This is a genomic window from Rhodospirillales bacterium (assembly GCA_016712595.1).
Lineage (GTDB): Bacteria > Pseudomonadota > Alphaproteobacteria > Rhodospirillales > Defluviicoccaceae > Defluviicoccus.
The window spans coordinates 1,332,230-1,344,573 of record JADJQT010000001.1 but is presented as its reverse complement, the minus strand read 5'-3'; the positions used below and the strand labels follow the sequence as shown (position 1 = coordinate 1,344,573).

The window sequence follows — 12,344 nt, the reverse complement described above, 5'->3', positions numbered from 1 at the left end:
GCCATGCCGATGCAGGCGATGGGGGCGCGCCGCCCGCATCGCTCAGCCGGGCCTGCGGTCGATCCGCGGCACGGCTGATCAATCCCCCGGCGCAAAGCATCCATCAAGGATGGTTTCGCCCTGGGGATTGCCCGAGGGGGGTCCGCGGGGGAGTGGGAAACTCCCCCCGCAAGGTGCGCGTGGTACTACCCACGCACACCTTGTACAAAACTGTACCGCGGGCCTTAAGCCCATAGATTCATTATGGGGAAGCGATGGTAAACGCAGCCTGAATTTTACGCTGCATTTGTGTTGTATTGTTTGTAATGGAGATTTGAACGCCTGCCAAGAGGACGAGGCTGCCGCGAGGAATCCGGTGCGCAAGTCCTGTCACGATCCACGCCAGTTACACCCTTCATGGAAAGGATATGGACATGGCGCGGATCGGTGAGTTTGTGGCCACGGACAACGGCTACAAAGGACAGGTGCGGACGATGGAGATGCGATTCGACGTGCAGCTCGTTCGCATTGCGGACGCGAAAGCGGAAGGCCCTCATTACCAGGCGGTCTCGGCCAACGGCGCGGATATCGGCGCGGCGTGGGACCGCAAGAGTCAGAGCGGGGGCGAACCTTACCTCCGGGTCAATCTGGATGACCCCTCGATGCCCCGGAAAATCCAGGCCAACCTCGTCAATGAGGCCGAAGGTAAAATGGGCCTGATGTGGCAGCGCCCGAACCGGCAGGTAAGCCGGGACCGGGAGGACGCGTTAGAAAACGAAGCCTCCCGGTAAGGTATTTCGAGGTCCCAGACGGGACGTAAGGACGGCGGGAGCGGCGAAAGTCGCGCCCGCCGATCTTTTGTGCGCTACCGCTCCCGGTCCCGGTCGCGGTCCTTGGTCATCCGGGTGACGGCGCGAGGCTTCTTTCGGGCCGGTTCCTGTCCGCGGCGTTTCAGCTCCAGTCCCTGCGCTCTCGCCTGCTGCAGTTCCTTCCTCATCAACAGCCGGGCCATCGCCGGGTCGCGGCCATAAACTCCGGCGAGTTCCGACGCCAGCCGTCCCTGCCGGTCGCGGGCCAGATGATCGCATTTTCCTGAGGCAAAAAGGACGCGCATGGCGGGCCTTGCACCTTGCGCGGCCGTCAAGTGCAGCGCCGCGGCTCCGGTTTCCCGGTCCCTTGCATTGACGGATGCTCCGTCCTCGATCGCGCGCTTCATCGTTTCCGCATCGGCATTGCGTGCGGCGTGCAGGAGCGCGTCATCCTTGCTCCCGTCCTTGCTCGTGGGCTTGCCGGGGGGTGGCATCTCACACCCGCTCGAAGACGTGGATGCTGGCCGCCATCCGGGCGGCAATCGCGGCCCGCAGGTCGTTGACCTGCCAGCCGCTCTCGCCCAATTCGGGGGGATAATCGTGCCGCAGCAGGATCAGGCGGCCGGGCGGCGTGTCGCTCCACAAGTCTGCCTCTGCCGCCAGCACCCAGTAATGATTGCGCCCGTAGGGCAGGTCTTTCAGGAAAAACAGCAGGCTGTCCTCGGGCGTCAGGACCGACCACCCCACGGCCTCGCGGTGCGCCTTGTGGCGGCCGTGCGCCTCGTCCTCGTAGAGGTCGGCGCTCTCGCGGACGAGCACGGTCCCGTCCTCGGGGCGGAGCTGAAGCCGCAGAAGGGTGGCGAAGGTCGCGCCGTCGGTCGCGGTCACGGCCCGGTAGGTTCCCTCCAGCGAAGGCGGCGGGCGGACCGGCTCGGCGTCGAACTCCTGCCGCAGGAACTGCGATAGCCGGACGCAGGCCTGCCACGCGAAATCGTCCTCCTTCAGTTCTTTGCGCGACAACGCATCGATCTCGGGATGGGTGAGGAACGCGACGATCGCCTCCAGATTTTGCTCGGAGGGAATGCGGGTGCGGGCCGGGTCCTTCTTGCTCACGCCCTCGACGAACTGGCGCAGCACTTCCGCGCCCATGGCCACGTTCGTATAGGCCTCGATGTCGCCGGACAGCTCCAGCCAGGTGAGACTCGAACGGCTGCGCCCGCGCGTGAAGGCGCGGTAGGCGCGGAGAGCCGCCCGCAGCTTTTCGATGCGAAGATCGTCACCGGACAGGAAAGCCGCCGGGCTTACCGCCTCATTCATCAGGGCTCCCGGCCCTTGTCCTTTTCACGGTTGAAGGCGCGGGCAAGCTGCGTGACGCGGCGCGGCTTCTTGCCGTCCCGCTCGCCCCCTTCCTTGCGCTCTGCGACCCTGCGGGCCTCATCCTCGCTCTGCCCTTGGCGGACCTGATCGTCCACGGCTCTTCTGATCACGCCCCTGGGCCTGTAGTGCAGGCCTGGCGCTTCCGTCCTGCCTTGTTGCTTCTCCTGTTCCCGGGGCGGCGCAGCCGGAGGTGCCTTTCCATCGCGCGCGTCTTCAAAGGCGCGCTTCAGGTCCGGCGCGTTCCCGAACGGCTCGTCCTTGTCTGGCATGGCATCTTCCCTGCCGGTTGCCGCCACGGCCACGGCCGTTGCCTTGGCTCAGGTATAGATGGGCCTTCCGGCCGCGACGGTGATCCCGATCACGCGGGAAGAAATTGCGCGCTGATATACTTGTGGAACCTCCCAATCGGGTATCCACAGGGGTCGGAAGGGCGGCTTGGCAGGCGAGTTCGTCGAACACTTCCCGCGCGGCATCGGCGATCCGGACGGCGATATTCCGGCGCTGATGCGCTGGGCGCGGGCGAGCGACATCCCGGACAAATACGCCTACCGCGACGGGCACATCTTTCTGGGACGCGCCGCCGACGGGCGGCTCGTCGGCATCGACGACAACCGCCATCATGCGGTGATCGCCGGAAGCCGCGCCGGAAAGAACCTCACGGTCATCTGGCCGAACCTGTGCCTTTACCCCGGAAGCTGCATCTGCCTCGATCCCAAGGGCGAGAACGCGGCCCTCACGGCGGCGCGGCGTGGCAAGGGCTCGGCGTACTGCGAGGGAATGGGCCAGCGGGTCTACATCCTCGATCCGTTCGGCACCGTGCCCAATCACAGCACTGCCAGCTTCAATCCTCTCGACATTGTCGAGGTCGAAACGGAAGCCGGGCGCAGGCTGGCCACCGACAACGCCGCGATGCTCGCGGACGCCATCGTCATGCGCGGTAACGAAAAGGACCCGCATTGGGACGAGTCCGCCCGCCAGTTGATCTCCGCCCTCATCCTGCATGTGGCGACGACGGAGCCTCCGGCCCGTCGCAACCTCGTGCGGGTTTACGAGCTGCTGACGCAGGGCGATACCTGCGCCGCGGAAGAGCTGAGCAGCGAGGATGAAAAGCTCTCCGATCCGCTGCTCGCGCTGCTGGCCCGCATGGAAGACAACGAAGCGTTCGGCGGGGCGATCTCCGGCATGGCGGTGCGCCTGGCCAGCATGGGCGCGACCGAGCGCGGCAGTGTGCTCAGTACCGCCAGTCGCAACACGCGCTTTTTAGAGAGCCCGCCGATGCAGGACGTGCTGAAGAGTACGTCCGAAGGGCTGAAGCTCGAAGCGCTTAAATCCGCGCCGGAAGGCATGACGATTTACCTCTGCCTTCCCGCCTCGCGGATGGCCACGCACCAGCGCTGGATGCGGATCATGATCGCGCTCTCGCTCGCCGCGATGGAGCGCGAGCGGACACCCGCCCGCCACCCCGTGCTGTTCCTGTTAGACGAGATGCCCACGCTCGGGGCGATGGATGCGATTTCGACAGCCGCGGGGCTGATGGCCGGGTACGGGGTCAAGCTGCTGTTCGTGATGCAGGACCTCAGCCAGCTCCAGCATTTGTACGAGAAGACCTGGGAGACGTTTCTCGGGAACGCCGGGTGCCTGCAGTTTTTCGGCAACACGGACATAACGACGCTGGATCATATCGGCCGCAGGCTCGGGCAGACCAAGGTGATCGAGGTCAGCGAGTCCGAGACCACGGGGCAGCGCGGCTCCAGCGCGAGCTATTCTTCCAAGGTGGTCGAACTCCTGCAGCCAGCCGAAGCGCGCTACCTCTTCTCGCGCGAGAGGGGAAACCAGCTTGTCCTGATCGCCGACGAACTGCCGTGGGCGCTGGAGCGCGTCCCGCATCTCGATCCGTTTTTCCACGGCAAGCGCGACTGGGCGCAAGGTTACGGCGATGCCCCGCCAACGCTCGAAAACTTACGCCGCCGCACCGTCGAAGAGCCGAAGAAGCGGGGGTGGTTCCGGTGATCGTCAAGGCCTGGCGCGCCAGCAAGTTCGTCCTATTCTGCGCGGTCTTTATCGCTCCCGCGTTCCTGGGGTGCCTGTGGCTGCTGCTGAGCGATCTCGGCGGGCCGCTCGCGCCGCGCGGCGGCCTCTTCTGGATGTTCAGCGCGATCGCCGCGCCGTGGATATTGCTGGGCGCGAGCATCATCCTGCTCGTCAACGCCGGGGTTCGGTATGTCCTGCACCGGGCGGTGCGTGAGCACCGGCGGACCGAACGCGTTCTCGGGATCAGCCTGCCCGCTCCCGGATTCATCCGGGAGTATGTGCTGGTCGGCGGCGTCTCGCTGGTTCTTTCGCTGCTCATCATCGCCCCGCGCTACCTGCCCTCGGGGGTCTTGATCCACGAGTCCGAAGAGGTCGCCAACGTGCACGTCCCCGGCTCGGACCGCTGGGAAAACGGCAAGTTCGTCAGCGACACCGCGCCGGGGCGGGTCCTGCACTGCACTTACATCACCTTCAGGGGCCTGCGCTGGTACAACGGACCGGCAGACCGGCAATTTCCGGTCTGCTCGTATTTCTATCAGGAATAGGGGGTTTCATGCGCGCCGCCGTCTTTCTCGCCGTTCTCGCGCTGCTCGTGAGCCTTGGCGCTGGCCGCGAGGCGCACGCCTTGACCGCCGACTGTTTAGAGGCGGACCCGAAGAATTTCGACGAGGTCTATGCCTGCATGTCCTCGTTCCGCGGCTCGCGGGGCGAGAACATGTTCGTGAACAACATCGCCACGAACGACTGCATGTCGGTGCGCAAGCAGTACCGGACCGCGCTCTACGCCTCGATGCAGCAGGAGCCGATGCCGACGAACAAGGCCGAGGCGAACCGGCGGCTCGCGCGGCTGAATGCGATTATGAAGGATGAGAGCCTCGCACCGTCCTGCGAGATTCTCGCCCGCGCCTCGAAGGAAATGACGGGCGCGACGCCCTTCTGGGGCGGGTGCCTGGGGTTCGGCAGCGTGCCGCAGGAGCAGCACCTCAAATCCTGCCTTGAGACGTTTGTTCCCGGCTACTACGGGCGCGAGCGCAAAACCGAGAGCCTGCAGGGTTGCGGCGACGTGCTGAACAATTACGAGGCTGGCCTCAAGGCGGCGAGCCTCGATCAGAAGCTCCCCAAAGCTTACGTCCGTCCCGACTGCACGGTGGCGGCGGACTACCTTGCCTCGCTCAAGCCCAAGCCCGCAGCGGAAGCGCAAGCCCGGCCGAAGTGGGAGCCGTGCATGGATTACGATCCGGGCAATGCCCTCCCGCATGTCCGGAAGTGCCTTGGCCTCGCCGAAAAAATCCCTGCAGGCGCGTTCCTGTCGCTCACCAACTGCCAGAGCGTTCGCGCCGCGTATGAGAGCGGCCTGCAGAAGGCCTATGCGCGCCTGCCCGATACTTACGTGATCCTGCCGTGCTCGGTGGCGGACGTGATCGTTGCCGATGTGCAGGCGGAAAAGGCCCGCATCGAGGACGAGCGCCGCCGCGCCGACATCGAGCGAATGCGGGCAGAGGCCCTCCGCCAGGCCAACGTCCCCGCGCCGGACCGCGGCTTCTTCTCCGGCGCGACCATCACATGGGTGGTCCTCGGCGGAATCGTTCTCGCCCTCGTGCTGGCGGGGTGGATGCTGCTGAAACGCCGCGTCCGGCAGGGATGAACCGGATGCCGGACCCTGACAGCAAGCGCCACGTCTGCCTTCAGGTCAGCCTCTCGCAGGAGGAGGTCGAGGCCGTCTTGCGCTGGGCGAGCGAGGCCGGGTGCCCGGACATCGAAAGCTACTTTGCGCAGCTTCTGCAAGAGACCGTTGCCGGCAAGATCAGGTATGAGGCATGGGAGAAAGACCATCGTGACGGCAAAGTCGATTTTGACGACCAACTTCCATTTTAGACTGGAATAAAACGGGCGGGGATCAGGGGCGGACGCGTCCGCGCGTCCGGGGCTGAAAACGAAACGGACTCGCCCCGGCCCCGGCACCGGGGTGCCGGGGCCGCGAATTTCGCCCTTTCAGAACAAGGCAAGCTGCCGGTCGGCGGGGTCGCGGATGCGGTAGACTTCCCGCGCCTTGGCGATTGAATGCTTGCCTGCGAATACCGGCTTCGCCGTGTGGATGTTCTGCACGTCCCAGCTTGCCCATATCCGCAGGCCTGCCCCGTTCTGGCTGATCGACAGGCTATCGGGACCGCTGCTTCCGCCCTGCCCAAGCTCGAAAGCCAGCGCCTCGGCAAGCTCCTCGTCGGTCATCCCCTTGGCCGCGCGGTCCCGCCATCTTTGGGCCGCGCCCGACATGCCGCCGGTGGCTTTCAGGAACGCGTAAGTCTTTTCCTCTTCGGTGAGGACAAGGGGTTTCGGCGGGGGCGTGTTTTCCAGGTCGTCGGACCACACGCCCTGCGCCTTCATCATCTCCTTCAATTCGGGGTACTCGCGCACCGTTTCCATCAGCAGGGCCATCACCTGCGCTCCGTCGCCCATCTCGAAACAATCGTCGAACGCGCGGTTGTATTCACCGGAGCAGCGTCCGCCCCGGATCAGCAGGGCGGCGCGGTTCGCCCGCCCCCGTGTCGTCTTCGGGCGGCTCGCGTACAGGCGGTCGTATTCGGCTTCTGATATCATGGGGTTTCCTCCTTCTGGTTGTTGTTGGTGATCAGGGTAAACAGCGACGGCTCGGCATAGCGCCCGGCGGCGGTCTTCTCCGGGCGCGGCCTGCAATCCTCCTTGAGGGCGAACAGGGCGAGTTGTTCGGCCTTGCGGTCCGTCTCGATCTGCGCCTTGCGCAGGGCGAGGATGTCGCGCCACAGATAGCGCCTGCCCTCGATCATGATGGTTGCGGATTTCTTCATGGCGGCACCTGCCGGAGAAGGGGCCGCCCCCGCCTTCGCGGGGGCAGGCTCCTCACGCCGCGGCCTTCTCCTCCTCCTCCTCCGGCTGGCCCTCGATTTGTTCCGCCTTGGGCTGCAACGAATGCAGGAAGTCGGCGGCCTTCTGGGCATGGGCGGCGGCGCTGAATATCGCCCGCTTGTCCTCTTTCAGGACCTTGAGCCACCCGGCGATATAGGGCGCGTGGTCCTCCCGGATTTGGGGCCGTAATTCGAGGTCGGCGCACAAGAAAGCCGCGCCAAGCTCGGCGCATAGCTCCTCCATCGCGTAGCCTTCATCGCCCCACCGTTTCCGGCCAAAATCCCGGTCAAGGCGCTTCTCGTGCCTCGTCCAGTGGGTGCACTCGTGGGCCAGCGTGGCGTAATAGGCGGCGGCGTCGCGGAAGCTCTCGAAGTCCGGCATCTGCACGAAATCCGGACCGGGCGCAAAGTAAGCGGCGTTGCCCCCGTGCCGAACTTCCGCCCCCGTATTGGCGAAAAACTCCTCCGCGTGCGCGATCCGCTCATCCGGATTCCGGCGCGGTTCCTTCTTCGCGGTGAAGTGGGCGGGGAGTCCCTCGATCTGCTCCACGTTAAAAACCGTGTAGCCCTTCATGAACGGGATTTCGCGGGTCTCTTCCTGCCCGTTCTCGCCTTCCTCCTTGCGGGTGATGGTGTTGGCGTAAACGACCAGCGAACCTTTCTCGCCCTTCTTCACATGGGCCCCCAGTTCCTTCGCCTGCCGGAAGGTCATCCAGATGGGCGCGGAAAAACCTTTCTCCATCGAGGCGACCCAGAGCATCAGCACGTTGATTCCGCCGTACGGGATTCCGTTACCGCGCAAGGGCCGCGACACGGGACCGGCGACATGGGCGGCGTCCCATGGCTTCATCCACGGCAAAACGCCCTTTTCAAGCTCGGCCACGATCTGCCCGGTGATCCGGCTGTAAACATCTGCACTCATTGACTTTCTCCTTCCTAGAAAAGCGGGTTGCGCATGCAAACCGGCTAGGCGAGCGCCAATGAGCGGGGTACGGGCCGTCACAGGCCGGAGGCGGGGTCGAGGGGGATCACCCGATCTGCAGCGACCATCGGGAGTGAAGATCGGGGATACGCCCCGCCGCAGCCCGTCAGGGTTGCCTTGACGGCCCTGGGGCCGCAGGCCCGAAAAGGAGATGAACGTCAGCCGCAGGCTGGCCGTGTGCCTTCGCGCGAGGGATCGTCACCGGATGGCGGAGACCCGGCGAAGGCGGGGCTCCGGGAGCCTGACCACGCGGCAGTGGTCAGGGGAGTAGAGCCCGGTGTGGTGTCAGCCGCACGCGCCCCCAAAAAACTTGAGCGAATCGGTGCCGAGCCGCCGGATCAGGCGATCGGGATAGGACCGGCCACCTTGAGATATGAATTGCGGGTCATCCGCCCGTTCCGCGCCCGGCATGGTCGGTTCATCGTTCCGGCCAGCGAGCATTGACCGCAGTTCGAACAGGCGTCTGGACCTCGGCAGGCGCAGAGCGGATATAGCCCAGGGCGGGGTTAAGCTTCGGCGCACCGAGCGTTTCGAGATAGCGGATCGCGGCTTTCACCGAGAACGGCCCGGCTGCCTTGTCCGGCTCGCTGAAATTGCTGGCGAGCGCCGTCCATATGGCCGCATCAAACCCGTTCGCCCGCACCCAGGCCTCGATCGTGGCGACGGCCTTCGGGTGACGCTCCATCGCCCTGTCGCTTTGGTTCCCGGACGCGACATCGACAAATCCAACTCGTCCATGCGCTCGCACGTCCCTGGGCAGCTTTTCGTCCTGTGAACCCTCGCGTATCCAAAGGTTCTGAAGAGCGCCATTGAGATCGCCAATGGCGCTGAAGGCGGAATAGGTCAAGCAGGAAGCGCCGAAGGTTTCGTCGATCACCAGCGTGAGACGCCCGTCACCCGAAACGCGGCAAAATTCAACGGGAAGGTGCGGGCCGCATGGCCTGAAGTCTTCCGCGATCGCCAGCTCTCGACGGTCCCAGATCAGCGATCCCCACGCGAGAACGGCGATCTTCATTCCTCAGAAACCTCGCTGTCACTTCCGAGACGAAATTTCAGGTCGTAGCTGACTATAAAATCCAATTCCGCATCATTGATCCCATAGAAGGGTCCAATAAGTCTATCTATTTCATCAATTGTTTGTTTGCATTTTTGAATCTTGAACGACTGAGTTTCTGTGCGCCCCGTCGACTTTTGCTCCCGCACCAGCATGTTGCTATTTTGATTTAATTCTCTCAGATACTTCTCCCCCGCTTTCCTAACTTCAGGGCTGTCGAGGGCTGACAACGGAACTGGAAAAGACTGTATGTCTGCTGGGTTCAGATCACGCAGGTTCGACGAAATCGTATACCACCACCAAAATAGGCTACTGCTGAGGATGCCTATCATCGGTTTAATATGCTCGTGACGTGCCACGGAAAAATGGGTTTCGCGACTACTGCTGCCGGGTATGCCGTTTACGTTGAATGCCGGAGCGAAATCTGTAAAAACCTTCCAGTACAATCCACCTGTTGTCCGATAATATATCCAGTTGTCCGAACGAGAGACAAAATGGCTTATCTTTGTATTTATGCTTATGATTTTATCAAGAACAGATCGCTCGATATCGTGGCCCAACTTCGGCACCCAGAAAAACTTACGCTTGCGCGGAACGTCAACATAGGACATACGCTGAACCAGACCATCACGGTTTTCGCTGGTCCATTTCTGGTAGCTGGTAGAGGAAGTACTTCCAGCATTGCTCGGCGTGACAATGAATATTGTAAGAGCCCGATTAACTGCATCAAAAAGCTTTGCCGGTCTCCAAGCAAAATTCGCATACCAAGCATTTCGGCTTGATTCGAGCATGTCCTGAATACAGCGCATTCGTTGAGTTGACGTCAGCGAAAGTGGAACGATCATGCTCATCGCTCCCGTGGGCTTCATCAACTGAAGACTTCGCTCTATGCACATTGCATGGATCGCGTTTCCATCGAGCGATTTGAACTCTTGCGGGCGATAATCAACCTCACGAAGCTCCAAATACGGTGGGTTGCCGACTATGACATCAAACCCGCCGCTGTGCATGATGCCGTGAAATTCGATGAACCAGTGAAACGGCTCGTGCGACTTCAGCCACTTGGCATATATCGCACCATTCGTCGCGCTCACACCGTAACCGGCCGCCAGATGTCGGTTGAGCTCAGCTTCGAGATTTTTCAGGCGTTGGCGCAACGCTAACTTGTCCTCGGCAGGCACTGAACCGTCGCCTTCGATTTGCCGCGCCCGAAATGCATTGAAGGTCTGTTGAAGGTCCGCCGCGCTCTTTGTTATCGTCTCCAGAGAATTATCGAGATCGAGCTTGCTCGTAAGCGCCTTTTTCACATCAGCATAAGTCGCGTAGCCGACCAGTGTGTTGCCGGCGCGTATGTTGAAGTCGATATCCGGCAGCGGTTCAATGCCGAGGTTTTCGTGCTTCTGGTCAGGATCGACCTGCGCGGCAAGCTTCAGGAACAGGCGAAGCTTACATATCTCGACCGCCTCTTCCATGATATCAACGCCGTAGAGGTTGTTCAGAATGATGCTTTTTAGCGCGAAATAACGCGCGTTCGGGTGTGCGCCAACCTTCGCCAGCGTCGTCTTAAAGTCTTCGAACCTTTTTGGCGTATGGCCTTCGGATGACCTCTCAAGATCGGCGACAAAAGCCTCCATCCGGTCGAGGCAGGTCTCGTAGAGGGGTTCGAGAATGTTGAGCGCGGCGAACAGGAACGCGCCTGAGCCGCAAGTTGGATCAAGAACAGTCACACCCTCAATCGCCTTCCAGAACGCACGCAGCAGGTCCGGCCCTTCGCAGCGCTCGATCACATCCTGGGCGAATTGCCGGATATCGAGATTGAGCGTGATGAGATCGTTGATCTCACGGACTTCACCCGCGGCCAGTTTTGCGCGGATTTCCGTGTAGCGGGCGCGACGGGCCACGACCTCGCGCCAGATTTCCGTCGGCAAGCCGAATTCGCCCGATGCCGTGCGGTTCCATTGCGTGCGCGCCGAAACGTCCGATATGCCCGCCGCGATCTCGGACGGAAGCGGATGTTCGGCGCCATGCTTTACCGCGGTGTAGATGTACCGGTCGGGATCGTCGCAGAGATGATCCCAGATCGTCGGGCCGCCCGGATTCTCGAAGGCCACCTTGCATTTGGCCTTCGCGGCATCGAACAGGAAAGGGATCACCGTATTTTTCGAAATATATTCGGTGATGTCCTCCTTGGTGTAGTAGGCCCCCATCTGCTTCTGGTTGATATACTTCTCGAAGATGTAGCCGAGAACGTCCGGGTTGATCTCGTTGTCGTTGCGCAGCGGGCGTTCGTCGAGATGCCATTGATAACGGTCGAAATAGGCGAAGATGCGCGTAAAGGCCTCATCCGGTATCTTGATGTCGGGACAGCGCTCCTCAATCGTGTGCTTCTCGAACAGGCCTCCGTTCAGATAGGGAATGCGGCCGAGGAGCTTGTCGAGTTCCGGGTTCCGCTCCTTGCCGCCGAGCCCTTCATGGAACAGGCGCAGAAGGAAGTAGCGGTAGAAAGAATAAAACTTGTCCTGGCCATTTTCGCGCTGGCAGCGCGCCAGCCTGTCGCGCAGATAGTCCCGCTCGCCGTTGAGAAAGCCTTTTCGCTGCATGAAATAGATGAACATCAGGCGGTTGAGCATCAGCGAGGCATACCATTCGCGGTCGGCCACATCGGTGATACCGCTGATGAAGTCGAGGAAGGCTTTGTGTTCGGCCTTGAACTGGTCATAGAAGCGCTTGGTGACGCGCTCGACATCGAAGGCGGCGCGGGCGCGCGCCGTGACATCGACAAGCGTCAGGGTGCTCTCCTCAGCGAGCGAGAAAGCGATGGCTTGGAGCTTCTGCAAGAAGCCGCGATTGCCGGATGATGCGTACCAGAAGTGCTCGGGAACCGAAGCGGGCTTGCCCGCCTCGCGCCGTGCCCAGCACCATATCTGCTCGGCACGTTTGGCGTCGATGAAGATGACCAGGTGCTCAAGCGTCGTCTTTGCGACTTGGGTCTCGATCTTCTTTCGTGTGGCCCGATCAGGAATTTGCTGACCAGCAGGCACCTGGCAAACCCAGGCAACCATCCCGCGCTTTTCCGCAACTGCTTTCAGGCCGAACGTCGCGCCCGAGATTGCAACGGACAGGCCGGCGTTATGCCGATCCCATCCCAATTCCTCGACAAAGAGCTTCGCGAACTCAAATTGCTCCAGTAGTTTCTTGGCATTCCCGGCGTTGAAGTCCATCGCTGTCCC

The 12,344-nt window shown here is 62.2% G+C and carries 13 protein-coding genes; 5 read left to right on the top strand and 8 right to left on the bottom strand.

The annotated features are described in order from the left end of the window. Positions 1 to 413 precede the first annotated feature (413 nt). Positions 414 to 770 (top strand): DUF736 domain-containing protein, encoded by a 357-nt coding sequence (locus IPK66_06175; protein MBK8174856.1) that lies wholly within the window; start codon positions 414 to 416, stop codon positions 768 to 770. 74 nt (positions 771 to 844) lie between these two features. Here IPK66_06175 and IPK66_06170 read toward each other — a convergent pair whose 3' ends face one another. The 3 genes from IPK66_06170 to IPK66_06160 form a co-directional block, all read right to left on the bottom strand. After that, complete coding sequence (locus IPK66_06170) at positions 845 to 1,195, bottom strand: hypothetical protein (protein ID MBK8174855.1); 351 nt, start codon at positions 1,193 to 1,195, stop codon at positions 845 to 847. 88 nt (positions 1,196 to 1,283) lie between these two features. Further along, on the bottom strand, positions 1,284 to 2,105 hold the full coding sequence (locus IPK66_06165) for a hypothetical protein (GenBank protein MBK8174854.1): 822 nt from the start codon (positions 2,103 to 2,105) through the stop codon (positions 1,284 to 1,286). Then, positions 2,105 to 2,434 (bottom strand): hypothetical protein, encoded by a 330-nt coding sequence (locus tag IPK66_06160; GenBank protein MBK8174853.1) that lies wholly within the window; start codon positions 2,432 to 2,434, stop codon positions 2,105 to 2,107. The genes IPK66_06165 and IPK66_06160 overlap by 1 nt, the downstream gene beginning before the upstream one ends. A 166-nt stretch (positions 2,435 to 2,600) precedes the next feature. Between IPK66_06160 and IPK66_06155 the strand changes: the two genes are divergently transcribed. The 4 genes from IPK66_06155 to IPK66_06140 are packed head-to-tail and all read left to right on the top strand — an operon-like array spanning position 2,601 to position 6,071. Continuing rightward, the gene (locus tag IPK66_06155; GenBank protein MBK8174852.1) at positions 2,601 to 4,175 is read left to right on the top strand and encodes a type IV secretory system conjugative DNA transfer family protein; all 1,575 of its coding nucleotides are present in this window, start codon (positions 2,601 to 2,603) and stop codon (positions 4,173 to 4,175) included. After that, entirely contained in the window at positions 4,172 to 4,741 is a 570-nt protein-coding gene (locus IPK66_06150) for a hypothetical protein (protein MBK8174851.1), read from the top strand. Before IPK66_06155 ends, IPK66_06150 begins: the two co-directional genes overlap by 4 nt. Positions 4,742 to 4,749: 8 nt before the next feature. Continuing rightward, positions 4,750 to 5,841, top strand: coding sequence for a hypothetical protein (locus IPK66_06145; protein ID MBK8174850.1), 1,092 nt, complete (start codon positions 4,750 to 4,752; stop codon positions 5,839 to 5,841). Positions 5,842 to 5,846: 5 nt separating this feature from the next. Continuing rightward, a complete protein-coding gene (locus IPK66_06140) occupies positions 5,847 to 6,071 on the top strand; it encodes a hypothetical protein (GenBank protein MBK8174849.1) in 225 nt (74 codons plus the stop codon). Between the two features lie 117 nt (positions 6,072 to 6,188). Here the strand turns inward: IPK66_06140 and IPK66_06135 are convergent, their stop codons facing one another. The 5 genes from IPK66_06135 to IPK66_06115 form a co-directional block, all read right to left on the bottom strand. Then, positions 6,189 to 6,794 (bottom strand): hypothetical protein, encoded by a 606-nt coding sequence (locus IPK66_06135; GenBank protein MBK8174848.1) that lies wholly within the window; start codon positions 6,792 to 6,794, stop codon positions 6,189 to 6,191. Then, the gene (locus IPK66_06130; GenBank protein MBK8174847.1) at positions 6,791 to 7,021 is read right to left on the bottom strand and encodes a hypothetical protein; all 231 of its coding nucleotides are present in this window, start codon (positions 7,019 to 7,021) and stop codon (positions 6,791 to 6,793) included. Before IPK66_06130 ends, IPK66_06135 begins: the two co-directional genes overlap by 4 nt. A 52-nt stretch (positions 7,022 to 7,073) precedes the next feature. Continuing rightward, a complete protein-coding gene (locus IPK66_06125; GenBank protein MBK8174846.1) occupies positions 7,074 to 8,000 on the bottom strand; it encodes a DUF1738 domain-containing protein in 927 nt (308 codons plus the stop codon). Between the two features lie 478 nt (positions 8,001 to 8,478). Beyond that, positions 8,479 to 9,075 carry a hypothetical protein gene (locus tag IPK66_06120; GenBank protein MBK8174845.1) on the bottom strand — a complete coding sequence of 199 codons (597 nt, stop codon included), beginning with the start codon at positions 9,073 to 9,075 and terminating at the stop codon, positions 8,479 to 8,481. After that, positions 9,072 to 12,335 (bottom strand): Eco57I restriction-modification methylase domain-containing protein, encoded by a 3,264-nt coding sequence (locus IPK66_06115; GenBank protein ID MBK8174844.1) that lies wholly within the window; start codon positions 12,333 to 12,335, stop codon positions 9,072 to 9,074. Before IPK66_06115 ends, IPK66_06120 begins: the two co-directional genes overlap by 4 nt. Positions 12,336 to 12,344 lie beyond the last annotated feature (9 nt).